We start from the raw sequence: 26158 nt of genomic DNA, 5'->3' as shown, positions 1-26158 counted from the left end.
TCATCGTGATTCTCATCACGGATGTTTCGGTTCGTGACGGCCCACACATAAAGCTCTTGAAAAGCTCTGCGAGAATGCTAGTGTCGAACAGTGCCGACAGCCAGTCCTGTCGGAATGTAACCGGGAAGGTCCCCTCAGCGGAAGACGCCCCGAGGAAGGACGGATGCACGATGAGTGAATTCGCAAATCAGCTCGATACCAGGATCGACGATGTCCGTCATCGCATTCATGAAGCCCGGTCCGCCGGAGACGAGTTTCTCGTCGAGAACCTCATCGACGATCTCCAGAACCTCCTGGAGCTCGCCGATCGCAATGATGTCGACACAGGCCCGATCGCCGAGGTGATCAAGGCCGAAACGGGAGCCCTCCCGGTCATCCCGGATCCAGAGGGGCCCTGACCCCGGGCCGCACGGCCCTCAGACGACGATCCCTCCCTCGCAGCGACTGCGAGGGAGGGATCGTCGTTTCTCGGGGTCCGGCGGGGCCGCTGAGGCCCGCTAATGCCGCTTGGGGCCCGCTCAAGCCTCTCAGACTCGATCAGGCGCCCAGGCCTGCTCAGACGGCTGACTCGGCGGCCGCTTCCGGGACCGAGTCCTCGCCGGCGGCACGAGTCGATCGCGCCGGCCAGTTGGGCAGCGTCGCTCGCTCGATGCGGCCACGACAGCATTCGATGCTGCAGGCCCCGCTGCCGGGCACCAAGGGCGTCGTTCCCGGAATCGCCGGGGCCTCGACGTCTTCGCCCCGCAGTTGGGCGACTCGTTCCTCGATGAGATCGACGAGCCCGGCGACGAAGGTCGGATGCGTGCCGACCGTGGCCACCCGGGTGAACGCGAACTCGAGCTCCTCGGCTGTCTCCTTCGCCTCGGTGTCGAGGTCGAAGGCGACCTCCATATGGTCGGAGATGAAGCCGATGGGCACGAGGATGACTCCGGTCACCCCCTCCTCGGCGAGCTCATTCATCCGATCATTGACATCGGGTTCGAGCCACGGCACCTCCGGGGAGCCGGAGCGGGAGCAGAAGACGAGCTCGGCGGGCAGCCGCTCGGAGTCGCTCAGGCCGTCCACGAGGTGGGCCATGAGCTCTTCGTGCTGAGCGAGGTAGCCGGTCGACTCCACAGCCGAGGCATCCTGCATGACGTTCGGGATCGAATGGGTGACGAAGAGGAGTCGATGCTTCGCCCCGTCGAGCTCTCCGACCTGCGCACGGAAGTCGGCCAGACCCTGCTTGAGCAGGACGGCGCAGGACTCGGCGTAGCCGGGGTGGTTGTAGAACTGGCGGATCTTGTCGATCGAGACTCTCGTGCCCTCAGCAGCCAGAGTGTCGATCGTCTTGGCGAAGTCCTCCCGGTACTGTCGGCAGGAGGAGTAGGAGGAGTACGCGGACGTGTCGATCGAGAGGAAGCGGGTTCGCCCCTGCTCCGCCTCGGCCCGGACCTGATCGGTCAGATAGGGCTTCCAGTTGCGGTTTCCCCAGATCAGCGGGGTGTCGATCCCTCGGCGGTCGAGCTCGTCACGCAGCGCCGCGAGAAGAGCCTTGTTCTGATCGTTGATCGGCGACCTGCCGCCGAAGCCGTAGTAGTGCTCACCTACCTCTTCGAGTCGCTCCTCAGGGATCCCGCGACCGGCGGTGACGTTCTTGAGGAATGGAACCACTTCTTCTGGGGCCTCCGGACCTCCGAATGACATGAGGAGGAGGGCATCGATGGGCGCAGTCGTATTCACACCGCCGATTTTACAGCCTGTAGAGAATCATTGCCCGTTGTCCGCACAGTGAGCCTGATCCACTCAGCGTTCGAACGGACCCGCGGCCCAGCCGATGCCGGACAGACTCCGGGCGGCGATCTGCCCGGTGATTTCGCGACTCGCGCGGAAATCTGCTCTGCTCGCGCCCCGGGACGTGACACGATGCGAAGTGAGACGCGATTAAGGAGCTGAAGGCATGCGTGAACTGATCTTGCACGGAGTCGACGCCGAAGGTGCGCATCTGCTGCTGACCGACGAGAACGGTCTGCAGTACAGGGTCGCCCTCGACGACGCTCTGTATGCGGCAGTCCGCAAGGACCGCGCCCAGGTCAAGGCCGACTCCCCCGTTCGACCTCGGGACATCCAGGCGATGATCCGCGGAGGAATGAGCGCCGAGGACGTCATCGCCTCCACCGGCGCGGACATCGAACAGGTGCGCACCTATGAGCGCCCGGCCCTGGCCGAACGCGCCCATATGGCCCACACGGCCAGTCGCCACCCGATCTATTCCGATCACGACCCCAATGGGGATCCGACTCCGCTCATCGAGCTCTGCCAGACCCGCCTGGCCATGCGCGACGTCGACATCGAGACGATGGACTGGGACGCTTGGAAGCAGCAGGATGGCAATTGGTACATCCAGCTCAGCTTCACTGCGGCCGACCGGGTCCGCACCGCCGGGTGGAACTACTACCGCCGCTCGCTGACTCCGATCGACGATGAGGCATCGTGGCTCTCCGGTTCGGGCCCGACCGACACCGGACCAATCCCGAACTACGGCAGCGGCACCGAACGCCGACAGACCACCGAAGAAGTCGATGTGCCCCCGGTGCCCGACACCGCCCCTGCAGCATCGACGCACGCGGCCACCGGCGACCGGGGCCCTGAGTCCCAGTCCCCGCGGGACCACCAGGCCGAGACCGGTCGCATCCTCGAGAACCTCCGCAAGCGTCGTCGACACGAAGACGAGGACGAATCGCGGACCCGTCTGCGTGCGGTCACCGAAGATCCCGAGACTCACCCGCAGGGTGCCCACACCGCTCCGGGACGCCCCGAGGCGGCCGGCGATGATGAGGTCTTCGCCTTCGAAGACGCCTCGGCCCACGATCCCGAGGATCCGCAGGTGCCGACCCAGGAGGTCGGCACCTTCGATGACGACAACCAGCTCTCCCTACTCAACGAGCCCGGGGTCAGCGAGGGTGCGGATCAGTACAAGGACCGCGGAGGTGCCAAGGGCGCCGACTCGAAGCCGAAGTCGAAGAAGAACTCCCGCGCCTCGATCCCCAGCTGGGACGAGATCATGTTCGGCTCGAAGCGGGACTGACAGCCTCGCCGAGGTTGATCACCCGGTCCTCGGCCGCGATGAGATCGTGGTCGTGGGTGACCATCACGACCGTGCGTGAGCGCAGATTCTCCCGCAGGTCTTCCATCAGTGCCGTCGCGGTCTCCGCATCGAGGTGAGCCGTCGGTTCGTCGAGGACGATGACCTCGGCCCCGCTGAGCAGGGTCCTCGCGACGGCGAGTCGCTGCCGCTGTCCGCCCGAGACATCGGCTCCGTGGTCGCCGACCCAGAGGTCGAGTCCTTCGCCGTGCGCCCATTCCTCGAGTCCGGCGGTGCGCAGGGCGGCGAACATCTCCTCGGCCGTGGGGGTGTCCTTCCGCGCCAGCGCCAGGTTGCCCCGCACCGTCGACCGGAAGATGTGCGCCTCCTGCGGGCACCAGGCGATCCTGCCGGCCAGATCGGACGGTGCGAGTTCGCTCATATCGATCGTGGTGCCCGCCGCGTCCGTGGCTCGGTAGCTGCCTGACCAGGGGTCGAGGAACCGCAGCAGGATGCTCAGAGCCGTCGATTTCCCGCTTCCGCTGGCTCCGCACAGCAGCGTCCAGCGTCCCTGCTCGGCATGCAGATCGAGCTCGCGCAGCACCGGTTCGGACTCCCAGCCGACCGTGATGGCCTCGAGATCGAGTTCGCGCACCGGCGGTGCCCCGGCGCCGAGGTGGTCCGCGCCTTCCAGCGCAGCGTCCGAATTCGGTCCGCCACGACTTGCACGGACCGCCCGGGTCTCCGCTGAGGTCGAATCTCCCAAGTCGGGCAGGCGGTCGAGGACGATCCCGAGCGCCGGCCACTGTCGGAAGGCGCCCAGCGCCGCGGAGAAGACCTCGCCCAGCCCCAAGGCCATGAGGACGAGGACGGCGAGGATCTCCGTGGGCGCATCGGAGATCAGGGATGCCGCGAGTGCCGTGGCCACGGTGCTCAGCTGCACCCACAGCTGAGCCAGCCCGAAGCCGCGTGCCGATGCCCGTTGGGCGCGGACGAGGCGTGATTCGTGGGCCTGCAGCTCCGCGAGCACCGCGGCATCGGCACGGTTGGCTCGCAGATCGTCTTTGGCCCCGAGGGCGCGGGCGAGCAGTCCGAGGATCCGGCTCCGTTCGTCCCGGATTCGACGGGCGACCGAGCTCTCTGCCGCGATGACGATGACCGGCAGCAGCACGAGATTGAGCACACCGATGCCGATGAACAGGAACACCGTGGTTGGATCGAGCATCCCGGCCGTGATGACGACCGCGATGAGCACGAGTGCCGAGGCGATCGGCGGGAACAGGGTGCGCGGTACGAGATCGCGGACGTCGTCGGCGTCGGAGACCATCGAGCGCAGCGCGGCATCGGAGGTGAGCATCGTCCGGTCGCTCATGCCGACCTTCTCGAAGTGCCGCCACAGTCCTGCGCGCAGCCGGCCGAGGGAGGAGAAGATCGCCGAGTGGAGCTTGAGCCTGCTGAGGTAGAGCAGCACGGAGCGGCTGAGGCCGAAGAATCGGACGCCGACGATGGCCACCAGCAGGATCATGATCGGCGGCTGGTAGGAGGCTTCGACGATGAGCCACGCCGAGACTGCGGTCAGTGCGATCGCTGCGAGGCTCGAGCCGCATGAGGCGAAGAGGGCCACGAGCATCGTCGGGTTCAGCAGCGGCAGGCTCGAGCGCAGGATCGACCACCGCCGGCGCAGGACTGCCGTCCAGGGTGAGTTCGCCGAGGCGGTCCCGGGCCGGCCGTGTCGGTGCCCGTCCCGCGCCGGCAGGGTCTCCGGGGTGCCGTCGCGCTCCGGCGGCGTGGCTACCGGGTTGCCGTCGGTCGCGAATCGTTCTGCGACGGCGCCGTCATGGTCTGCGATCCGAGTCCCGGCTCCCCCGGAGCCCCGATCAGCGTTCGTCGACGTACCGGCAGTCGTGGGAGCCTCGGCGGCTGCCCCGGCAACGGCCGCGGGCGTGACGGCCGAACCGGGAACCTCGATCACCGTCCTGGAGGGTGCGAACTCTGTGTCGGCCAGGGACCGGACCCGATCGTCATGGCTGGCCACGACCACGCGGATGGTCCGGGCCGCCTCGGCGATCATGTCGATGATGATGGCCGCGTTGTCATCGTCGAGGTGCGCGGTAGGCTCATCGAGGACGAGCACCTCGGCCCTCGCGGAGAGGCGGGGCAGGATCCGCACGAGGGCGAGGCGCCGCTGCTGGCCCAGGCTCAGCGCGGCCGTCGGCATCTCGACGTCCACGGGCAGGCGTGCCTCGGTCAGGGCTTCGAACTGCTGCTCGTGTGGCAGTCCGAAGAGGTCGAGCTCACCTCCGAGGGTATGGGCGAAGAACCGCGGAGTCTGCGGGACGAATGCCGCGGGCATCGGCCTCAGGGTCGTCTCGGCCCCGGCGGGCAGGGTGTCGGTCAGGGCGGCAAGGATCGTCGACTTGCCGACCCCGGATCTGCCGGCGACCACGGTCACTCCCGGTGACGATGCGATCGTCGCCGTCCACGAGATCCGGGTCTCATTCGGATAGGTGACATGGTGGTCCGGGCCGGGGAGACTCGTCCCGGAACCGCCCACCGCAGGGCGCGCCCCTGACTCTTCGGCCTCGTCGATGAGCGCCTGCGCCCGGCTCCGGGACTCGCGCCCGTTTTCACTCGCGTGGTAGCCGGCGCCGAGCTCGCGCAGGGGGATGAAGCATTCGGGGGCGAGGAGGAGGACGAGCAGTCCCGAACCGAGGTCCATGCTCCCGTTGACCAGTCGCAGGCCGATGACCACGGCGACGAGGGCCACGGAGATCGTGGCGATGAGTTCGAGTGCGAGGCTGGAGAGGAAGGCGATGCGCAGGGTGGCGAGATTCGCGGTGTGATACTTCTCGCCGAGTTCTCGCAGCCGTTTCGCGTGATCGCGCGAGCGGCCGAGCCCGATGAGCACGGGCAGGCCTTCGGCGAGTTCGGCCAGATGGTCCGAGAGCCGTTCGAGGGCGGTGGAGCTCTCCGCCGTCGATTCGGCCGTGTAGCGGCCGATGAGGATCATGAACACGGGCACCAGCGGCAGGCAGATGGCGATGATGAACGCCGAGAGCAGATCGGTGAAGACGATTCGGGTGAGCAGCACGACCGGAACCACGGCTGCGGCCGAGAGTGCCGGGACGACGGTGGTGAAGTAGTCGTCGAGGTCGTCGATCCCGCGGGTCGCCGTCACGGCCGCATCCACCCGGGGACGGCCACGGCCGCGCAGGAGCGCGGTGAGCAGGCGCGAACGCAGCAGTCGCCTGCTCTCCCCTGCCAGACCCGCGCCGAGGCTGCGGTCGGCCCACAGCCCGAGCCCGCGCAGACCGGCTCCGAGGAGTCCGAGGACCACCCACATCAGGATCGGGGAGCCGCCGATGATTGCGCGCACGAGCGCCTCGGCGATGAGGATGATGCCTCCGGCCCGCGACAGCGCACTGAGCACGGACAGGGCGAGCCCATGCCTGCCGCGCGGCAGCTCGAACAGGATCGACAGGGGTGAGCTCACGAGCGGATCGCCACCGGCACCCGATGCGCCTCGGGGATGTGGGTCTCGGACAGGCGGCCGAGGAACATCCGATAGCTGAAGATCTGGTAGCCGATGATGATCGGCAGGAAGATCACCGTGACGATGAGCATCACCGACAGCGTGTAGTGCGAGGACGAGGCCGAGGCGATGGTCAGTGAGTTCGCCGGGTCAAGCGTCGAGGGCAGCACATCGGGGTAGGCCCCGGCGAAGACCGCGGCGATACCGGCGACGAGGTAGATTCCGTGGAGGACGAAGGCCCGCTTCTCGGCTCCCGCGCGCACGGCGAAGAAGGCGGCGATGAGGGCGGCCAGGGAAGCGGCGACGAGGACGGCCAGCCAGGTCCGGTGCGTGATCGAGAGGGCGAACCAGATGAGGAACGGCACCGCGGCCGGCAGCATCAGACGCACCGCCCAGCGCTGTGCCCGCGCACGGATGTCTGCCTGGGTCTTCAGCCCGAGATAGATCAGGCCGTGGGCCAGGGTGAAGCCGAGTCCGCCGAGTCCGCCGAGCACGGCCGGCCAGGAGAGCCAGGCGAAGGCTCCTCCGACGAGGTCGCCGTTGGCGTTGAGCGGCAGACCGGTGGTCGTGATCGCGAGCATCGCGCCGACGCAGAAGGCGGTGCCGGCCGAGCCCAGCGCCATCGCCCAGGTCCAGAAGGACTTCCATGCCTGAGTATGGCCTTTGCCGCGGTATTCGATGGCGACGGCACGGAAGATCAGTGCCAGCAGGCACACGGTCAGGGGAATGTAGAGGGCGCTGAAGAGTGAGGCGTACCAGTGCGGGAAGGCCGCGAAGGTCGCACCGGCGGCCGTGATCAGCCAGACCTCGTTGCCGTCCCAGACGGGTCCGATCGAGTTGAGCAGCACGCGTTTGCCGCGTTCGCTGCGGGAGAGCACCGGCATGAGCATGCCCACGCCGAGGTCGAAGCCGTCGAGGAACAGATATCCGATCCACAGCACGACGATGAGGACGAACCAGATCGTGGCGAGAATTTCCATCGTGACTCTCCTCAGTAGGCGAATGACAGGACGTCGTCGCCGTCATTCGTGATCGTCGGTGTGTGCTTCTTCTTCGACTCGGCGAGTTCGGGCATCGCCGAGGCGACCCCTCCCCTGATGTAGACCGTGAGCAGCCGCAGTTCGACGACCATCAGCACGCCGTAGACCAGAGACAGGCTGATTAAAGAGAACAGGAGCATCGGAGGGGTCACTTCGGGTGAGAGGGCGGCTTGGGTGAACATGTACACCCCGTCGGGCTGGGCCGGGTTGGGAGCGACGACGAAGGGCTGGCGGCCCATCTCTGTGAACACCCAGCCGGCGGAGTTCGCGATGAAGGGGGTGGTGATGGCCAGCAGCGCACCGCGCATCAGCCAGGTGGAGCGCGGAACGGTGCCCTTGCGGGTCAGCCACAGTCCGATGACGCAGACTCCGGCGGCGATCATGCCGAAGCCGATCATGAAGCGGAAGCCCCAGTAGGTGACGATCATGATGGGCTGGTAGTCGATGGCCTCCCCCGCGTGCTGCCCGTACTTGGGGTCGTCGGGCAGGTGGGTGCCGTATTTCTCCTGGTAGTCCGGCAGCAGGGTGTTGACTCCGTGGACGGGGGTGGAGAAGTCGCCCTTGGCCAGGAACGAGAGGAGTCCGGGAATCTCGAAGATGTTCTCGACTCCGTCGCAGTCGTTCGTCGCGGGATCGCCGATGGTGAGCACGGAGAATTCGGTGCCGTCGTGGCAGGCGCCTTCGGCCGAGGCCATCTTCATCGGCTGCTGTTCGAACATCAGCTTGGCCTGGACATCGCCGGTGATGGCGACCCCGGCGAAGGCGATGATTCCGACGATGGCGCCGATGCGCAGGGAGCGGATCCACACGGCGTGGTCGATTCTGTCGCGGCCGGGCACCTCTGGCGCCTCGCCGACGACGACCTTGCCCGACTCATCGACCGAGTCGATGCCGTCACGGCGCCGCCGGTGCAGATGGTACCAGGAGATGCCGAGCAGGAAGGAGCCGCCGACGGCCAGTGCGCCGAAGAGCGTGTGCGTGTAGGCCGCCAAGGCGGTGTTGTTCGTCAGCACCGCCCACACGTCGGTCATCACCGGGCGGCCATCGACCATCTCGACGCCGACAGGGTGCTGCATCCACGAGTTCGCGACGATGATGAAGTAGGCGGAGATCCAGGAGCCGATGACCGCGCACCACAGCGCGCCGAGGTGGACCGCCCGTGGGAGTCTGCCCCACCCAAAGATCCAGAGTCCGAGGAAGGTCGACTCGAGGAAGAAGGCGAGCAGTGCCTCCAGCGCCAGCGGGGCGCCGAAGACGTCGCCGACGAAGCGGGAGTACTCGCTCCAGGCCATTCCGAACTGGAACTCCTGGACCAGGCCGGTAGCCACGCCCATGATGAAGTTGATGAGGAAGAGCTTGCCGAAGAACTTCGTGCTCCGCAGGTACACCTCGTTGCCGGTGCGGTGATACATCGTCTGCAGAATCGCGACGAGCATCCCGAGCCCGAGGGTGAGCGGAACCATCCAGAAGTGATAGACGGTGGTGATGCCGAATTGCCACCGTCCGATGAGAACCGGGTCGAGGTCCATGGGCACTCCGTTCGGAAAGACTGTTTTTCTACGTCACGTAGAATTCTACATCCAGTAGAAACTGTCTCGTAGTCGTTTCGCCATTCAGAATGATTCGTACCAGCGCCGAGCGGCCATCGCCCGACTGCTTCCAGGCTACTCCCCGAAGCAGCGGCAGTCGCGGCCTCCGCACGGCCGGAGATCCGGGCGCGCGAAACCCACGACACGTTGAGTCATGTCACATGGAATTCGACACGTTGTAGAGGTAGAATCGGAGAGCAGAGAGAAACATCACCACGAAGGACAAGGACACTGTGGGAACACTGGGCGAACTCGAACGAAGCGTCATGGACGCCATCTGGGTGCATGACGACGGACTGAGTGCTGCCGAACTCCGCGATGTCCTCGCCGATCGCGATCTGGCGCTGACGACTGTGCACACCGTTCTCACCCGACTCGAGAAGAAGGGCTTCGTCACCCGAGATCGCAGCATCCGACCGCACCGCTACCTCGCGGTGTCCACGCGCGAAGACCATGTTGCTGAGCTGATGACGGAGATGCTCTCCCAGGCTCCCGATCGCCAGGCTGTTCTCGCTCGGTTCCTCGGTACGGTGTCCGAAGCCGACACCAAGGCGCTGCGCACCCTGCTCGGGCGCAACCACTCGACCAACTCCTGACTCAGGTCGGTCACCGCCATGACCATCGTGGGATCGATCCTTGCGGTCCTCGCTTTTCTGCTCGCGTGGCCGATTCCGTCTGCCCTCTCGCGATTCCGCGGCGACCCGATCTCCGAGGTCGTCCTCTGGCAGTCGGTCGGACTCTCCGGTGGTCTCTCCCTCATCGGCACCGCCCTGGCTTTCGCGGTCTCCCCCTCGTCCTCGAGTCTCCCCCAGGGCCTCTGGCAGCTCGTGCGCGGCGAGTCCCACACCGAACTCTCCATTCTCGCCTGGGTCTTCCTCGTCATCGCGCTCCTGCTCATCGGTCGGCTCCTGGGATGCCTGGCCCTGACCTTCTACACCGCCCGCAGGACCCGGCTGCGCCATGACGAAATCCTGCACCTGCTCAGCGAACCCTCGGCGACCCATCCCGACACGAGGATCATCGCTACAGACGAAGCGGTCGCCTACTGCCTTCCCCAAGGACCCAGAAAAGGCACCGCCGTGCTCTCGACAGGACTGCTCGAAGCACTGGGTGAGAACGAACGCACCGCGGTCATCGCCCATGAGCGGGCGCATCTGGACTTCCGTCATGATGTGCTCGTCATCCCCTTCGCCGCCTGGCATCGGGCGCTGCCGTTCTTCTCTGCCACAGCGATCGGACTGAATTCGGTCAACCGGCTCATCGAACTGATGGCCGATGATCAGGCCCGCAAGCACGTCGATCCGCTGATTCTGGCTCAGGCGGTGCGCGCGGCGGCGGCGATCAGTCCGGAGCACCGAGGCGATCTCTCCGAGCAGCGCATCCGCCGCCTCTCGCGCCCGCTGGATTCGACCCGGATCCCGGTCAGACTGACCTCGATCCTGCTCGCGATCCTGCTGCTGCTCGTGCCCACCGCGCTCATCCTCACCCCCGCGGTCTTCGGGCTCTGATGTTCTTCAGGCGCTGATAGTCTTCTTCAGTCTCTGAAGATCTTCGGCCTCTGAACGACAGGAGCCCCCGACCGCTGCTGCGGCCGGGGGCTCCGTTCTCTGTTGCCGCCGCGTTCGCTCAGCCAATCACCGCGACTTCGGCTCTCGACCGGGATGTCGGCTCTCGACCGGGACGTCGCTCAGCTGTCGATGCGTTCGGCGTCGAGGACCGCGGCACCGGAGACGATGAATTCCTTCCGCGGTCCCACCGAGGAGCCCATGAGGAGTTCGAAGGTGTTCTCGGCGGCTTCGGCATCGGCCATCGTGACTCTGCGCAGTGTGCGCATGTCCGGGTCCATCGTCGTCTCGGCCAACTGGTCGGCATCCATCTCGCCGAGTCCCTTGTAGCGCTGGATCGGCTCTTTGTAGGTCTTTTTGGACTTCTCGAGCTTCTTCAGCAGCGCGTGCAGCTCGGCTTCCGAGTAGGTGTAGACGACGTCGTTGGGGGTTCCGCGCTTCGTCACGACCTCCACCCGATGCAGCGGCGGCACCGCGGCGAAGACCCTTCCCTCTTCGACCAGGGGCTTCATGTAGCGGAAGAACAGGGTCAGCAGCAGGGTGCGGATGTGGGCGCCGTCGACGTCGGCATCGGTCATGATGATGACTCGGCCGTAGCGGGCGGCCTCGACGTCGAAGCTGCGACCGGACCCGGCGCCGATGACCTGGATCAGGGCGGCGCATTCCACATTGGCCAGCATGTCGGCCAGGGTCGCCTTCTGGACGTTGAGGATCTTGCCGCGGATCGGGAACAGTGCCTGATGATCGGAGTTGCGGGCGGCCTTGGCCGTGCCCATCGCCGAGTCGCCCTCGACGATGAACAGCTCCGTGTTCTCCACTCCGTTGTCACGGCAGTCGTAGAGCTTCGCCGGAAGCGAGGACGCCTCGAGCGCGGTCTTGCGACGCTGATTCTCCTTGTGCGTGCGTGCTGAGATGCGCGACTTGAGTTCGGCGACGACCTTCTCCATGAGCACGGCCGCCTGCTGCTTCTCGGCCCGCTTCGTCGACGACAGGATGTCGCCGAGCTGCGCTTCGACGGTCTTGGCCACGATCTGGCGGACCGCGGCAGTGCCGAGGACCTCCTTGGTCTGGCCCTCGAACTGCGGTTCGGACAGCTGCACGGTGACCACCGCGGTCAGACCGGCGAGGACATCGTCCTTCTCGAGTTTGTCCTTGCCGAGTTTGAGCTTGCGCGCATTCGCCTCGACGGCCTTGCGCATCGCCTTGAGGCTGGCTTGTTCGAACCCGGAGAGGTGGGTGCCGCCGTGCGGGGTGGAGACGACGTTGACGAAGGACTTGATCTTCGTGTCATAGCCGGTCCCCCAGCGCAGCGCGATGTCGACGCCGACTTCGCGTTCGACCTCCTTCGAGACCAGGTGCCCGGTCGAGTCGAGCACCGGCACCGTCTCCTTGAAGCTGCCGGTGTTCTGCAGTCGCCAGGTGTCGGTGATCGGCGGATCGATCGAGAGGTGGTCGACGAATTCGGTGATGCCGCCGTCGAACTTGAAGACCTCTTCGCGTTCGGCGATGACTTCGCCCGTCTCATCGCGGGCGACGCCGCGGCGATCGACAATGCGCAGCTCGAGTCCGGGAACGAGGAACGCCGTCTGTCGGGCGCGCTCGACGAGGTGCGGGTAGTCGAACTGGGCCTTGGAGAGGAAGATCTGCGGATCGGCCCAGTACTGGACCCGGGTGCCGGTGGCTCCGCGTTTGGCCTTGCCGACGATGTCGAGGCCGGTCGCCTCCTGGAACTCCTCGAAGGGGTTGTCGGGTCCAGGCTGGCCCGAAGAGTCGTCGAATCGGCCGGGCACACCTCGGCGGAAGGACATCTTGTGCACCTTCGAACCGCGGATGACCTCGACGTCGAGGCGCGCGGACAGGGCATTGACGACGGAGGCGCCGACACCGTGCAGTCCGCCGGAGGCCGCATAGGAGGTGCCGCCGAACTTGCCGCCGGCGTGGAGCTTGGTCATCACGACCTCCACACCGGTCAGCCCGGTCTTCGGCTCGATGTCGACAGGGATACCGCGGCCCTTGTCGGTCACCGCGACCGAGCCGTCGGGGGCGAGCTCGATGAGGATCTCTTTGCCGTGACCACCCAGGGCCTCGTCGACCGAGTTGTCGATGACCTCCCACAGACAGTGCATGAGTCCGCGGGAGTCCGTCGTTCCGATGTACATTCCCGGGCGCTTGCGCACCGCCTCGAGTCCGGACAGAACTGACAGATGCCTGGCGCCGTAGCTTTCGTCTTCCACAGATTTCCTCTCGTTCGATTAAATCCTAATCGCTGGCGGCCCGGATCCCGCATTCCTCGGTGCCGTGTCGAGATCCGATCCCCGCGAAACTGCGCTTTTCGGCCGCTTTTGCTGAAACAATGACGGCATGACGCGTTTCCGCCTTCTCCTGCCTCTCGTGTTGTGCGCCGGGCTCGCACTGCCGGGTCTGAGCGCCTGCGGCGAGGACGTCGGCACACCGTCCGCCCCGACCCCGGTCGATCCCGAGGCCGTAGCCGATCCCACCGAGTCCGGCACCCAGGCCGCCGAATCCGACGCCGGTGCCGCGGACGGAACGAAGTCCCCAGCTCCCGAGGCCGATCTCAGCGGCCGCACCATCGACATCGATCCCGGTCACAACGGAGGAAATGCCTCCCACACCTCGGAGATCGCCCGTCCCGTGCCCGATGGTCGAGGCGGGACGAAGGCCTGCAATACGACGGGCACCGCGACCGCCTCGGACTTTCCGGAGACCGATTTCACCTGGGCCGTCGCCGGCATCCTCACCGAATCCCTTGAGGATGCCGGCGCCGAGGTGGTCCTCAGTCGCCACGACAACGACGGAGTCGGTCCGTGCGTGGATGAGCGGGGCACCTTCGCCGATGACGCCGATGTGCTCGTGAGCATCCACGCCAATGGCAGCGAGTCCACCTCGGTGCAGGGTTTCCACGTCATCGTCGCGAAGCCGGGGACTTCCGCCGACGTCGAAGAGGACTCGGACCGGCTGGCGAAGTCGCTGAGCTCGTCCATGGGCGAGTCCTTCACTCCGAACACGGCCTACGGCAAGCAGGCGATCAGTCGCCGTCCGGACCTGGCGGGGCTGAACAACGCCTCGGTGCCCGCCGTCATCGTCGAGTGCGGCGAGATGCGCAATCCCGAGGAGGCGAAGCTGATGGAGGAGAAGTCCGGTCAGCAGAAGTACGCGGACGCCCTGCTGCACGGCATCCTCGACTGGTTCTGAACGAAAGACAGCCGCGGCCCGAGCGGACCGCGGCTGTCTCATCATCCGTCTGCGAAGGACTCCTCGACGAATCAGTCGAGGTAGTCGCGCAGCACCTGGGACCGGGACGGGTGACGCAGCTTCGCCATGGTCTTGGACTCTATCTGGCGGATCCGCTCACGAGTGACCCCGTAGACCTTGCCGATCTCGTCCAGGGTCTTCGGCTGACCGTCGTTGAGCCCGAAGCGCATGGAGACGACACCGGCCTCACGCTCGGAGAGCGTATCGAGGACCGAATGCAGCTGCTCCTGCAGCAGGGTGAAGCTGACCGAATCCGAGGGGACGACCGCTTCGGAGTCCTCGATGAGGTCGCCGAACTCCGAGTCGCCGTCCTCGCCCAGCGGCGTGTGCAGTGAGATCGGCTCGCGACCGTACTTCTGGACCTCGACGACGCGCTCGGGCGTCATGTCGAGCTCCTTGGCGAGCTCTTCGGGGCTCGGCTCGCGACCCAGGTCCTGCAGCATCTGCCGCTGCACCCGAGCCAGCTTGTTGATGACCTCGACCATGTGCACCGGGATGCGGATGGTGCGGGCCTGGTCTGCCATGGCGCGGGTGATGGCCTGACGGATCCACCAGGTCGCATACGTGGAGAACTTGAATCCCTTGGTGTAGTCGAACTTCTCGACCGCACGGATCAGGCCCAGGTTGCCCTCCTGGATGAGGTCGAGGAAGAGCATTCCACGACCGGTGTAGCGCTTGGCCAGGGACACGACGAGACGGAGGTTTGCCTCGAGCAGGTGGTTCTTCGCGATCCGACCGTCGTGGATGATCCACTTGTAGTCCATGGTCGCCCGCGGTTCGCTGACCTCTCCGGTGTCAAGGAGGTGTTCGGCGTACATGCCGGCCTCGATGCGCTTGGCCAGGTCCACCTCTTCGGCGGCGTTGAGCAGCGCCACCTTGCCGATCTGCTTGAGGTAGTCCTTGACCGGGTCGGCGGTGGCACCGGCGGAGACGACCTGCTGAGCCGGAGCATCCTCCTCGTCGGCGTCGGAGACGATGAAGCCGCCCGCCTCGGTGACGGCGGCGTTCTTCTCCTTCTCCTCCGAGTTCTTCGTCTCGGTCGCCTCGGCGGGGCTCTGCTCTGTCGCCAGGGCATCCGCGGTGGGCTCGACCTCCTCGGCGGTGTCGATGTCCACATCGGACTTCTTCTTCGCCCCGGCGCCCTTGGCAGGCTTGTCGGCGGCGGCCTTCTTCGCCTCTTTGGCCGCGGTCGACTTGGTCGTCTCCCCCGACTTGGCGGTAGAAGCAGCCTTCGCCCCCGTGGTCTTCGCCGCGGCGGTCTTGGTCGCGGTGGACTTCGCTGCGGTCGTCTTCTTCGCCGCAGTGGTCTTCGCCGCAGTGGTCTTCGCCGCAGTGGTCTTCGCCGCAGTGGTCTTCGCAGGTGCAGTCTTCTTGGCTGTGGAGCTCGACGCCTTCGTCGTCTTCGCGGATCCCTTCGACGCCGTTGCGGTCTTGGATCCACCGGTCGAGGTAGTGGCCGTTCCCTCCGACTTCTCCGTCACCGTTGTGGATTCCTTGTCGACTCTCGGCACGTGTTCACCTTTCGCGAGCGTTGAAACTTCTCCATGCATCAGGACAGTACTAAGACCCATGTCAAGGGGTCCGAGGATCGGTCCCAGGGCTAACGCAGAGTTCTCCCATGATGCAATGACAGGGTCAACGCTCAATTTTCTCACGTTATTCCCGCCTTTGCGAATCGACGTTCGGCTTCAGAACGGGGCGGTCGGTGTCGCCATCAGCCAGCGGGGCAGGTAACCGGCCTCCACGGCCCCCGTGATCAGCTTCGCCATCCCATGCTCCGCGTCGAGCTCGAGGGCGGCGCGGGCGAACTGCTCGGCCATCGTCGATCCGCCCAGGGCCCATTCGAACCAGGCGATGACGGCATAGGCGGTGGCTCGAACATCGGGATGGCCGAGCGGGAGATAGGCCCGGAGGAATGCGATGCCCACCAGCACATCCCGAGGGCGCGGCGAGCGCGCTGACAGTCCCACGATCTGCCCGGCCGCCGCCGCTGAGGATCCTTGCCTCCGGGCGATCTCGTACAGCTGGCCCGGCGCACAGTCGAGGACCGCCTCGGGGACGAAGTCTGGGTGATCGAAGCTGAGGATCATCTCGAGCGTGTCCCTGGACCATTTCTGACCGAGGATGGTGTCGATGGCGATGACCGTGCGCAGACCGAGCAGATTCGAGAACTCCGATTCCTCGAAGGCGGCGTCGTCGCGACGGATTCGGTCGAGTTCCGGATAGACCTCGGCGAGGACGTCGAAGGCTTCGCGCAGCTCCATTGCTGTGGTCTCGGCGTCCTTGCGGCTGAGGGCGAACTCTTCATCGCTCAGGGGTCTGGTCACGAGTTCCTGCGGTGAGGCCACGGGGTTGGAGCCTCCGGCGATGAGTTCGGTCGCGCAGGCAGAGGTGGTGGCATCGGCGAGCGGCCTGCGGTTCTCTCCGTCCTCGTCGATCCGACCGAAGCTCTCCCCGGCGATCCACCACGCGCTCAGAGTGTCGATCTCCTTCTCGCCCAGGGAGATGGCGATCTCGTCGATCGCCGCCCTGATCAGTCCCCTGTGCACCTGGAGGTACTCGCCGGAGTCGGCTGGGTCGCCGGATACTGCAGGGTCACCGGAGCCGGCTCGGTCGCCGATCGAGCCGATGCTCAGGTACTCCTCGTCGTAGAGGAGGAGGAAGACCCCGCTGACAGCGCACGCGCGCGAGATCAGATCGGCGTACCACCCGCCGCCTTCGGCGACGATGCACGCGGCCGTCTCAAGTGTGAAGTCGGTGCGCAACGTCGTCGCGCACGACTGCGTTCCATCGGCCTCGGTGCCGACGATGACGGCGACCAGACTGTCCTGCGGGATGTAGCCGAGGGTGTGCGGCACGATCCCGATGATGTCCTCGGCGGTTCTGGCTGGAGTCTCCATGGCTTCTCTCCTCACGTCCTTCTGCCGCTGCGCTGCGGCCCTGTGCCAACTTCAGCCGAATGTCCTTCCACTGCGCCAGACTCGCCGGCCCGCCTGTGGAAGACGTCCCCGTGTCCACAGGGCGATTGCACTCGAGTCGCATCATCGGTCCCCACGGAGATCCGGGCCGAATTGCATCAGGGGGCCGACTGGCATAGAAGGGAGGTGTGGCGAAGAGACAGATATTCACAGCCCCCAGCGCGCAAGTCGTCGACATCAAGACGGGTACCGCACGACTCGATAAGGTCGACGGCGAGGCCGACAGCTATGTCCTCCACGTCAACGGCGTCCCCTCCTCGTCGATCACCCTCAGCGATCCCCTGCGCCTCGACTTCGAGTACCTCGACTGGATGTTCCGTGCGATCGAGGTCCAGGCTGCTGCCGGGTCGCTGCGTGCCGTCCACATCGGCGCCGCCGGCTGCGCCCTGGCCCGGGCGCTGCATGCGGCGCGGCCGGGGTCGAAGCAGACGGCGATCGACATCGACCCCGTGCTGCTCGACTGTTCGCGTCGGTGGTTCGACCTGCCCCGCTCCCCCGCCTTGGCCCTGCGCGCCGGTGACGGGGCAGTCGAGATCGACTCCTTCCGGCCCGACACCCTCGACGTCCTCGTCCGCGATGCCTTCTCCTCCGACGAGGTTCCCGCGGACTTGCAGACCGACACGTTCTTCGCCGCCTGCGCACTCGCACTCAAGGACACCGGCATCTACCTCGCCAATGTCCCCGACTCCGGCGACCACCGGGTGCTCAAGGCCGAACTGGTGGAGCTGCGTAGGCATTTCGCGCACTGTGCCGCGGCCACCGAACCAGCGATCCTCAAGGGCCGCAGGCGCGGCAATGTCGTGGTCTTCGCCTCGAATTCTCCCCTCCCCACGGCCGATCTCGATCGTCGTCTGCGCACCGCCCACACCATGGCGACGTTCCTCGACGAAGACGAATTGCGCTCCCGCCTCGGCGTGTGACAGAGAGCACGGGGACCGAATTGTGGTGTTCGGCTACATTCGGCGCCGAAAGTTCGGCATAATTGAATGCCGACCGGGGAAGGTGAGATGACCGAGACTTCTGAAATACACGTTGAGCAGACCAAGCTCGACGAGCTCTATGCACGACTCGATGAGCTGCGGGAGGAGACGAGCTCCCGTCTGGGGACGGTGAGGATCTCCGAAGTCGGCGGCAACCATCAGCACCGCAGCGAACGCGACGCCTTCGCCACTCTCTACGAGGATCAGCTGATCCGACTCAACAGCGCCGAGGAGGGGCTGTGCTTCGGACGCCTCGACTTCCTCGACGAGTCCGCTCCCAGCTACATCGGCCGCATCGGGCTCACCGATGCCCAGCGCCAGCAGATCCTCATCGACTGGAGGGCCCCGGCCGCGGAGCGCTTCTACCAGTCGACCGCGGCCAATCCCGACGGAGTCGTGCGCCGTCGCCACCTGGTCACGAAAGACCGGAAGGTCACCGATCTCGAAGACGATGTGCTCGACATCGACGCCCTCGACGACGCGGACCGCTCGAACCTGCAGGGCGAGGGCGCGCTGATCGCGGCCCTGACCACTCATCGCACGGGTCGGATGGGCGATATCGTCGCCACTATCCAGGCCGAGCAGGACGCCATCATCCGCCAGCCCCTGCAGGGCGTGCTCGTCGTGCAGGGCGGCCCCGGCACCGGCAAGACCGCGGTGGCTCTGCACCGTGCCGCCTATCTGCTCTACCGTCACCGGGAACGGATCGCGAAATCGGGTGTGCTCCTCGTCGGGCCCTCCACCGTGTTCCTCAAATACATCGAGAAGGTGCTGCCCAGCCTCGGCGAGACGGGTGCACTGCTGCTGACTCCCGGTCAGCTCTATCCCGGCCTCGAGACCGATACGGCCGACGCCCCCGACACGGCCCGGGTCAAGGGACGTGCGGAGATGGCGCGCGTGCTGAAGAACCACGTCGCGAACTATGAGAGGGTTCCCGATCAGGATGAGGAGCTGCGCGTCGGCTCCTACACGATCTGGCTGCGCAGGCGCGATGTGCGCAGCGCCCGGGACCGTGCCCGGCGCAGCGGGGATCCGCACAATGCCTCCCGCAACGGCTTCGCCACCGGTCTGCTCAAGATCCTCGCCGAGGATCTTGCCAAGGAGATGGGCCTCGACGGCGCCGGAGAGCGTCTGCCCGAGCTGCTCGAAGAGCTGCGCTCGAGCGTCGACGTCCGCCGTGCCCTCAACCTCGCGTGGTTCCCCATCAGCCCCGCCTCTGCCCTGCGGGCGCTGCTGAACAAGCCGCACAAGCTGCAGGCCGCTGCGGGCAGGATGCTCAGCCCGGCCGAGCAGGAGCTGCTGCTGCGACCGACGAATGCGCCGTTCACGGTCGAAGACGTTCCGCTGCTCGATGAGCTGGCCGAACTGCTGGGCACGAGCCCCCAACAGACCCAGGCCCGCGACGATTCCGCGCGGGAGTACGCCGAGGCGGTCGTCGACATGACCGAGACCGGGGGCATGGTCAGCGCCGAGACCCTCGCGGCCCGCTGGGAGGAGGAAGGCCCAGCCATTACCCTCGCCGAGCGCGCCATCGAGGATCGGGAATGGACGTACGGCCACCTCGTCGTCGATGAGGCGCAGGAGCTCTCCCCCATGCAGTGGCGCCTCCTGTTCCGGCGGGTGCCCTCGAAGTCGGCGACCGTCGTCGGGGACCTCGCCCAGTCCACCCAGGTCGACAGGGCCCGCACCTGGCGGTCGATCCTCGGGGACTTCGTCGGTGACCGCTACGCCCTCCAGGTGCTCACGGTCTCCTACCGCACCCCGCAGTCGGTGATGGATCTGGCGAACCGCTTCCTGCATCGCCATTTCCCGCAGCTCGAACTCGTCGAGTCGGTGCGCCAGGGCGGTCAGGATCCGCGCCTGGATTCGTATGCCACCGGCGCCGAGGTGCTCGCGGGCCTGGTCTCGGCTGCGACGGAGGAGGTCGAGGCCGTCGACGGCGGCAAGATCGCCGTCATCGCCGATGACCTGCTCATCGACGCGGTCGCCGAGGCGCTCGCCGGCTTCGACATCGGACGCTCGGAGACCGGGCTGGACAGTCAGATCGCCGTCATCACACCGCACCAGGCCAAAGGTCTCGAGTTCGATTCGGTCATCATCGTCGAGCCCGGGCAGATCGCGCCGGTCGGGAGTGAGGACGGGGCCGGGGCGCTCTATGTGTCCCTGACCCGCACCACCGAACGGCTGCGGATCCTCGCCTCCGTCGACACCGAACTCACGGAGCTCATGCACCCCAGCACGGACTGAGCCGCCAGCTGACCCGCTGACGGTTCGGCCTCCAGACGCCCCTGGAGGCTCAGTCAACGCGAAATCCGCACCATTTGCGGCTCAGTCCACGCGAAGCTCGAAAACATCGTCACAAGAGACGACTTTTTCGAGCTTCGCGTGGACTGGCAGCTCCCTCGCCGCGGGACGGCGTGGTGATGAGACGATGTGGCGACGAGACGTCGTGGTGATGAGACAGTGTGATGGCGGGACGTCGTCATCGCGCGGGGCTGCAGGCGGAATGGTCTGAGGCGCACGCCCAACGCAGAGCAGCCGGGTTGATGGTCAGATAGCACAACTGCAGGCGGAAAAGTTAAAGGCCGCTTGGGTTCGGCTTCCCCTCCGAACCGCAAGCGGCCGCGCGCCGTAGCGCGCACTGTCAATATTACACAACTATCGCTGTGGCGGTGCACTCGGATCCGAGATTTCTGTGAGGAATTTTCCTCGACCTCACATCCGCGCCGATGCAGGCGGTCGGATCGTCGACCCGAGCCGGGTGATCAGGCCTGGAAGTCCTCGGGCAGCGGTTCGCGCGTCTCCCCCGCGCGCAGCAGCGCATCTGCTCGCAGGGAGTCGATGGCGGCTTCGAAGTCCTCGAGCGAGTCGAAGCCCTGGTAGACGCTGGCGAAGCGCAGGTAGGCGACCTGGTCGAGCTCACGCAGGGGTTCGAGGATGCTCAGGCCCACCTCGTCGGCATCGATCTCCGCGATGCCCTTCGAGCGGATGTCCTCCTCGACCTTCTGCGCCAGCTTCGCCAGATCGTCATCGCCGACGGGACGTCCCTGGCAGGCCTTGCGCACCCCGGACATGATCTTCTGGCGGGAGAACTCCTCGGTCACTCCCGACCGTTTGATCACCGACAGGCTCGTGGCCTCCATGGTCGTGAAGCGGCGACCGCAGTGACGGCACTGCCGCCTCCGGCGGATCGCGGCACCGTCTTCGCTGGTCCTCGAATCGACGACCCGGGAATCCGACTCACGGCAGAACGGACAGCGCATCTCTACTCCTCGAATCGAATCGACACGGCCCGACCATGCGCCGGGAGCGCTTCGCTGGCAGCGAGCACCTCGACATGGTCGGCGACCTCGGCCAGTGCCGCGCGGTCGTAGTCGATGACCTGGCTGACCTTGATGAACGAGTGCACACCGAGGCCCGAGCCGTGCGCGGCCGTACCCATGGTCGGCAGCACGTGGTTCGAGCCGGCGCAGTAGTCGCCGAGGGACACGGGAGACCAATCGCCGAGGAACACAGCTCCCCCGTTGGTGATCCGCCCAGCCACGGCAGCCGCCTCGGCGGTGTGGATCTCGACGTGCTCGCCGGCGTAGCCGTTGACGACGGCGATGCCGGCATCGAGGTCGTCGACGAGCACGATCGCCGACTGCTGACCGGCCAGAGCCGTGGCGATGCGCTCGGAGTTGCTGGCCTCGGGAGTCTGCGCCCGCAGCTGCTCACGCACCCGCTCGGCCAATTCGGCGGAATCGGTGACGAGCACGGAGGCGGCGAGTTCATCGTGCTCGGCCTGGCTGATGAGGTCGGCGGCGACGAAGGCCGGATTCGCGGTCGAATCCGCGAGGATGATGATCTCCGTCGGACCGGCCACCGCATCGATGCCGACCTGGGAACGCACGAGCGACTTCGCGGCCGCGACGTAGGCGTTGCCGGGGCCAGTGATGAGATCGACCGGTTCCAGCACCTCCTCGTCGTCGAACCCGAAGGCCAGTGCTCCAACGGCCTGAGCCCCGCCCATCGCCCAGACTTCTTCGACGCCGAGGAGCCGGGCGGTGGCGAGCACTGTCGGGTGCGGCAGGCCGTCGGCCTGCGGCGGGCTTGCGATCGCCAGCGAGTGCGCCCCGGCGACCTGCGCGGGGACGACGTTCATGATCACCGTCGACGGGTAGACGGCGAGACCGCCCGGCACATAGAGACCGACCCGTTCGATCGGCAGGTGCCGAGTGGTGACGAAGGCGCCGTCGGCCAGCTGAGTGCGCACATCGGCGGGACGTTGGTCCTCGGCGACGCGGCGAGCCCGCGAGATGGATTCGCTCAGGGCGGCCCGGACCTCGGGTGCCAGTTGTGCCTCGGCGGCATCGATGGCCGAGGTCGGCACGCGCAGTGCATCGACCTCGACCGCATCGAACCGCGCGGTGAAGTCCTTCACGGCCCGGGAGCCGCCGGTCCGCACGGTCTCGAGCAGCTCGGCCACCCGACGCTCGATGTCAGCATGGGTCTCGGCGGCGCGCGGCAGGCGCTGGTTGAGGAATCGCTTGCTCAGGGTCTCACCGCGGAAGTCCAGAATGTTCACCCGCACCATTCTAGTCCCCGCCCGACTATCGGCCGCAGGCCGGTTCATGAGCTGAAACAGCGTGAGCCGAGCAGCGCTTTGAGATCGCCGTAGAGGCTCGGATTCGGGTTGACTCGGATCGACCTGTCGAGGCGCATCACCGTCTGTCTGCCCGGTTGGGACAGGATGAGGTGGACATCCGTCTGCCCCTTGTTCGACTCGAGGATCCGCTTGAGTTTGCCCGCCATCTCCTCGGTGGCCTTCTCCATCGGCATCATGAGGTTGAGCGGGCGGTCGTTGGGGTCCGTGACGTCCGGGATCGTCATCGACATCGCCATCAGCGAGGTGGGCCGGTCGTCCGAGGTCCGGATCCGGCCGGTCAGCGAGATCACGAGGTCGGTGGCCAGCAGGCTCGCCACCGGTTCGTAGGTGTCACCGAAGAACATCACTTCGACCTCGGCCTCAAGGTCCTCCAAGGTGACGATCGCATAGGGCTTGCCGGAGTTCTTCGACACCTTGCGGGCGACCTGGGTGATCATTCCGCAGACCTTGATCTGGGAACCGTCATGACGGTGCGATTCAGGATCGACCACCTCGGCGATGGAGGCATCGGACTCGGCGGCCAGCACGCCCTCGAGCCCGTTGAGCGGATGGTCGGAGACGTAGAGCCCGATCATGTCGCGTTCGAAGGCGAGCTTCTCCTTCTTCTCCCATTCCGGGCGGTCCGGGATGGCGACCGAGAAGCTCGGCGCATCGTCGTCACCGCCGCCGAGGCCGGCGAAGAGGTCGAACTGTCCGTTCGCCTCCTGACGCTTGACGCCGATGACCGAGTCCACGGCCTCCTCGTGCACCTCCACCAGAGACCTGCGGGACTGTCCGAGCGAGTCGAAGCCGCCCGCTTTGATGAGCGATTCGATCGTGCGCTTGTTGCAGACGTGGCTGGGGACCTTGTCGAGGAAGTCCGTGAACGAGGTGTAGGCGCCCTTCTCGGCGCGGGCTTCGACGATGCCGTCGACGACGTTCGCTCCGACGTTGCGGACCGCACCCATGCCGAAGCGGATGTCCTCCCCGACAGGGGTGAAGTGCAGGGCGGAGTCGTTGACGTCCGGGGGCAGCACGGTGATCCCGAGCCGGCGGCACTCGTTGAGGTAGATGGCGAGCTTGTCCTTGTTGTCGCCGACCGAGGTGAGCAGGGCCGCCATGTACTCCGCCGTGTAATGGGCCTTGAGATAGGCCGTCCAGTAGGAGACGACGCCGTAGGCCGCGGAGTGAGCCTTGTTGAACGCGTAGTCCGAGAACGGCAGAAGGATGTCCCACAGCGCCTGCGCTGCGACCTCGGAGTAGCCGCGTTCCTTCATTCCCCCGAAGAAGCCGACCTGCTGCTTGTCGAGCTCGGACTTCTTCTTCTTGCCCATCGCGCGGCGGAGGATGTCGGCTTGGCCCAGAGAATAGCCGGCGACCTTCTGCGCGATGGCCATCACCTGCTCCTGGTAGATGATGAGGCCGTAGGTGGTGTCGAGGATGTCCTTGAGCGGTTCCTCAAGCTCCGGGTGGATCGGGGTGACTTCCTGCAGATTGTTCTTGCGCAGGGCGTAGTTCGTGTGGGAGTCCGCGCCCATCGGACCGGGACGGTAGAGGGCGAGGGTCGCCGAGATGTCCTCGAAGTTGTCGGGCTTCATCATTCGCAGCAGGGCGCGCAGTCCGCCGCCGTCGAGCTGGAACACCCCGAGGGTGTCACCGCGGGTGAGCAGTTCGTATGCTGCCCGATCGTCGAGTTCGAGGTGCTCGAGGTCGAGATCGACGTCGCGGTTGGACTTGATGTTCTCCACCGCGTCGGACACGATCGTGAGGTTACGCAGACCCAGGAAGTCCATCTTGATCAGTCCGAGACCTTCGGAGGTCGGGTAGTCGAACTGGGTGATGACCTGGCCGTCCTGAAAGCGGCGCATGATCGGGATAACGTCGATGATCGGGTCCGAGGACATGATCACACCGGCGGCGTGGACGCCCCACTGCCGCTTCAGTCCCTCGAGGCCCTTCGCAGTCTCGAAGGTCTCTCGCGCCTCCGGGTTCGAATCGACGAAGTCGCGGAACTCCCCGGCTTCCTTGTAGCGCTTGGAACCCGTGTCCTCGATGTCCTTGAGCGGAATGTCCTTGGCCATCTCCGCCGGGGGCAGAGCCTTCGTCAGCTGCTCGCCGAGGGAGAAGGGTTTGCCGAGGACTCGGGCGGAGTCCTTGAGCGCCTGCTTGGTCTTGATCGTGCCGTAGGTGACGATCATCGACACACGTTCGTCACCGTACTTCTCCGTCACATAGTCGATGACCTCGCCGCGGCGGCGATCATCGAAGTCGACGTCGAAGTCGGGCATGGACACACGGTCCGGGTTGAGGAAGCGCTCGAAGAACAGGCCGTGCTGGAGCGGGTCGAGGTCAGTGATGCGCATCGCGTAGGCGACCATCGAACCGGCACCGGAACCACGTCCGGGTCCGACGCGGATGCCGTTGTCCTTGGACCAGTTGATGAAGTCGGCGACGACGAGGAAGTAGCCGGGGAAGCCCATCGAGATGATGATGTCGAGTTCGTAGTCGGCCTGCTTGCGGACATCGTCGGGAACGCCGTCCGGGTAGCGGTAGTCGAGACCCTTCGCGACCTCTTTGATCAGCCACGAGGTCTCGTCCTCACCGGGCGGGCAGGGGAACTTCGGCATGTAGTTCGCCGAGGTGTCGAAGGAGACTTCGCACTTCTCCGCGATCTCCAGAGTGTTGTCGCAGGCCTCGGGGAATTCGGCGAACAGCCTGCGCATCTCCGCCGGCGTCTTGAGGTAGTAGCCGGAGCCGGAGAACGCGAACCGGGATCCGCCCTGATCGTAGGTGGGCTCGATGAGCTTGGATCCGGACTGGATGGCCAGCAGGGCCTCGTGGGCCTTCGCATCGGATTCGTGGGTGTAGTGCAGGTCGTTGGTCGCGACCAGCGGAATGTCCATCTCCTTGGACAGGCGCAGCAGGTCCTTGGTCACGCGCTTCTCGATGGACAGTCCGTGGTCCATGAGTTCGCAGTAGTAGTTCTCGGCTCCGAAGAGCTCGCGGTACTTCCCGGCCGCGGCCTTTGCCTCGTCGTACTGGCCCAGGCGCAGGCGGGTCTGGATCTCCCCCGACGGGCAGCCCGTGGTCGCGATGAGTCCCTCGGAATAGGTTTCGAGGAGATCCTGGTCGAGGCGCGGCCACTTCGCGGTCACCGAGTCCAGGGAGGCATAGGAGGAGGCCTTGAACAGGTTGCGCATGCCCGTGTTGTTCTTCGACAGCAGGGTCATGTGGGTGTAGAGACCGCCGCCGGAGAGGTCATCGCGCTTCTGCGATTCCTCGGTCCGCCACTTCACCCTGGTCTTGTCCCGGCGATCGGTTCCGGGAGTCACATAGGCTTCGACGCCGATGATCGGTTTGATGTCGGCGGCTGTGGCCTGGGACCAGAAGTCGAAGGCTCCGAACAGGTAGCCGTGGTCGGTCGTGGCGATGGCCGACATCCCTGAGGCCTTCGTCGCCGCCATGAGATCGCCGAGGCGGGCCGCACCGTCGAGCATGGAGTATTCGGTG

General features: G+C 66.0%; 17 protein-coding genes. 7 read left to right on the top strand and 10 right to left on the bottom strand.

The features are described from left to right. Positions 1–170 precede the first annotated feature (170 nt). On the top strand, positions 171–398 hold the full coding sequence (locus tag ACH82I_RS00485) for a hypothetical protein (RefSeq protein ID WP_413334758.1): 228 nt from the start codon (positions 171–173) through the stop codon (positions 396–398). Positions 399–555: 157 nt separating this feature from the next. On the opposite strand, the gene ACH82I_RS00480 is transcribed toward ACH82I_RS00485, so the two are convergent. Further along, on the bottom strand, positions 556–1722 hold the full coding sequence (locus tag ACH82I_RS00480) for a ferrochelatase (protein ID WP_230744274.1): 1167 nt from the start codon (positions 1720–1722) through the stop codon (positions 556–558). A 217-nt stretch (positions 1723–1939) separates the two neighbouring features. On the opposite strand from ACH82I_RS00480, the gene sepH reads away from it, so the two are divergent. After that, entirely contained in the window at positions 1940–3067 is a 1128-nt protein-coding gene (sepH, locus tag ACH82I_RS00475) for a septation protein SepH (protein WP_230744275.1), read from the top strand. Here sepH and cydC read toward each other — a convergent pair. From cydC to ACH82I_RS00460, 3 genes are read right to left on the bottom strand one after another with little or no spacing between them, the layout of a single operon-like run. Continuing rightward, positions 3042–6557 carry a thiol reductant ABC exporter subunit CydC gene (cydC, locus tag ACH82I_RS00470; RefSeq protein WP_413334755.1) on the bottom strand — a complete coding sequence of 1172 codons (3516 nt, stop codon included), beginning with the start codon at positions 6555–6557 and terminating at the stop codon, positions 3042–3044. The two genes, sepH and cydC, sit on opposite strands and share 26 nt — an antisense overlap. Continuing rightward, complete coding sequence (gene cydB / locus ACH82I_RS00465; protein ID WP_413334753.1) at positions 6554–7576, bottom strand: cytochrome d ubiquinol oxidase subunit II; 1023 nt, start codon at positions 7574–7576, stop codon at positions 6554–6556. The genes cydC and cydB overlap by 4 nt, the downstream gene beginning before the upstream one ends. 11 nt (positions 7577–7587) lie before the next feature. Further along, entirely contained in the window at positions 7588–9165 is a 1578-nt protein-coding gene (locus tag ACH82I_RS00460) for a cytochrome ubiquinol oxidase subunit I (protein ID WP_413334752.1), read from the bottom strand. 293 nt (positions 9166–9458) lie between these two features. Here ACH82I_RS00460 and ACH82I_RS00455 point away from each other — a divergent pair, with 293 nt between their 5' ends. Further along, on the top strand, positions 9459–9821 hold the full coding sequence (locus ACH82I_RS00455) for a BlaI/MecI/CopY family transcriptional regulator (protein ID WP_230744279.1): 363 nt from the start codon (positions 9459–9461) through the stop codon (positions 9819–9821). Between the two features lie 18 nt (positions 9822–9839). Then, positions 9840–10733, top strand: a complete 894-nt coding sequence (locus tag ACH82I_RS00450; protein ID WP_230744280.1) for a M56 family metallopeptidase — start codon at positions 9840–9842, stop codon at positions 10731–10733. Positions 10734–10912: 179 nt separating this feature from the next. Here ACH82I_RS00450 and ACH82I_RS00445 read toward each other — a convergent pair whose 3' ends face one another. Further along, positions 10913–13024: a DNA gyrase/topoisomerase IV subunit B gene (locus ACH82I_RS00445; RefSeq protein ID WP_413334749.1), complete on the bottom strand. Its 2112-nt coding sequence runs from the start codon at positions 13022–13024 to the stop codon at positions 10913–10915. A 127-nt stretch (positions 13025–13151) separates the two neighbouring features. Between ACH82I_RS00445 and ACH82I_RS00440 the strand changes: the two genes are divergently transcribed. Continuing rightward, positions 13152–14003 carry an N-acetylmuramoyl-L-alanine amidase gene (locus tag ACH82I_RS00440; RefSeq protein ID WP_413334747.1) on the top strand — a complete coding sequence of 284 codons (852 nt, stop codon included), beginning with the start codon at positions 13152–13154 and terminating at the stop codon, positions 14001–14003. Positions 14004–14074: 71 nt separating this feature from the next. Here ACH82I_RS00440 and ACH82I_RS00435 read toward each other — a convergent pair whose 3' ends face one another. Both ACH82I_RS00435 and ACH82I_RS00430 read right to left on the bottom strand, forming a co-directional pair. Further along, positions 14075–15613, bottom strand: a complete 1539-nt coding sequence (locus ACH82I_RS00435; protein ID WP_413334746.1) for an RNA polymerase sigma factor — start codon at positions 15611–15613, stop codon at positions 14075–14077. A 138-nt stretch (positions 15614–15751) separates the two neighbouring features. After that, the gene (locus tag ACH82I_RS00430) at positions 15752–16963 is read right to left on the bottom strand and encodes a DUF4192 family protein (protein WP_230744284.1); all 1212 of its coding nucleotides are present in this window, start codon (positions 16961–16963) and stop codon (positions 15752–15754) included. 206 nt (positions 16964–17169) lie between these two features. Here ACH82I_RS00430 and ACH82I_RS00425 point away from each other — a divergent pair, with 206 nt between their 5' ends. Both ACH82I_RS00425 and ACH82I_RS00420 read left to right on the top strand, forming a co-directional pair. Further along, complete coding sequence (locus ACH82I_RS00425) at positions 17170–17961, top strand: spermidine synthase (protein WP_413334744.1); 792 nt, start codon at positions 17170–17172, stop codon at positions 17959–17961. An 87-nt stretch (positions 17962–18048) separates the two neighbouring features. Continuing rightward, entirely contained in the window at positions 18049–20268 is a 2220-nt protein-coding gene (locus ACH82I_RS00420) for a HelD family protein (protein ID WP_413334742.1), read from the top strand. Between the two features lie 518 nt (positions 20269–20786). Here ACH82I_RS00420 and nrdR read toward each other — a convergent pair. Genes nrdR through dnaE form a run of 3 tightly spaced genes read right to left on the bottom strand, consistent with a single transcriptional unit; the run spans position 20787 to position 26145 of the window. Beyond that, positions 20787–21284, bottom strand: a complete 498-nt coding sequence (gene nrdR / locus ACH82I_RS00415) for a transcriptional regulator NrdR (protein WP_230744287.1) — start codon at positions 21282–21284, stop codon at positions 20787–20789. Positions 21285–21286: 2 nt separating this feature from the next. Further along, positions 21287–22597, bottom strand: coding sequence for a histidinol dehydrogenase (gene hisD, locus ACH82I_RS00410; protein ID WP_230744288.1), 1311 nt, complete (start codon positions 22595–22597; stop codon positions 21287–21289). Positions 22598–22632: 35 nt separating this feature from the next. Next, entirely contained in the window at positions 22633–26145 is a 3513-nt protein-coding gene (gene dnaE, locus ACH82I_RS00405) for a DNA polymerase III subunit alpha (RefSeq protein ID WP_413336785.1), read from the bottom strand. Positions 26146–26158 lie beyond the last annotated feature (13 nt).

This window comes from Brevibacterium sp. GP-SGM9, assembly GCF_047300845.1.
In the GTDB taxonomy this organism is placed as follows: Bacteria; Actinomycetota; Actinomycetes; order Actinomycetales; family Brevibacteriaceae; genus Brevibacterium.
Note: the sequence above shows the minus strand (reverse complement) of the source record. Positions and strands in the feature narration are given on the sequence as shown.

Coding starts and splice junctions, on each gene's coding strand:
- dnaE (WP_413336785.1), bottom strand. CDS start 26,145: ATGCTCGACGGTGCGGCCCGCCTCGGCGATCTCATGGCGGCGACGAAG.
- ACH82I_RS00435 (WP_413334746.1), bottom strand. CDS start 15,613: ATGCATGGAGAAGTTTCAACGCTCGCGAAAGGTGAACACGTGCCGAGA.
- hisD (WP_230744288.1), bottom strand. CDS start 22,597: ATGGTGCGGGTGAACATTCTGGACTTCCGCGGTGAGACCCTGAGCAAG.
- ACH82I_RS00430 (WP_230744284.1), bottom strand. CDS start 16,963: ATGGAGACTCCAGCCAGAACCGCCGAGGACATCATCGGGATCGTGCCG.
- ACH82I_RS00420 (WP_413334742.1), top strand. CDS start 18,049: ATGACCGAGACTTCTGAAATACACGTTGAGCAGACCAAGCTCGACGAG.
- nrdR (WP_230744287.1), bottom strand. CDS start 21,284: ATGCGCTGTCCGTTCTGCCGTGAGTCGGATTCCCGGGTCGTCGATTCG.
- ACH82I_RS00460 (WP_413334752.1), bottom strand. CDS start 9,165: ATGGACCTCGACCCGGTTCTCATCGGACGGTGGCAATTCGGCATCACC.
- sepH (WP_230744275.1), top strand. CDS start 1,940: ATGCGTGAACTGATCTTGCACGGAGTCGACGCCGAAGGTGCGCATCTG.
- ACH82I_RS00450 (WP_230744280.1), top strand. CDS start 9,840: ATGACCATCGTGGGATCGATCCTTGCGGTCCTCGCTTTTCTGCTCGCG.
- ACH82I_RS00485 (WP_413334758.1), top strand. CDS start 171: ATGAGTGAATTCGCAAATCAGCTCGATACCAGGATCGACGATGTCCGT.
- ACH82I_RS00440 (WP_413334747.1), top strand. CDS start 13,152: ATGACGCGTTTCCGCCTTCTCCTGCCTCTCGTGTTGTGCGCCGGGCTC.
- cydB (WP_413334753.1), bottom strand. CDS start 7,576: ATGGAAATTCTCGCCACGATCTGGTTCGTCCTCATCGTCGTGCTGTGG.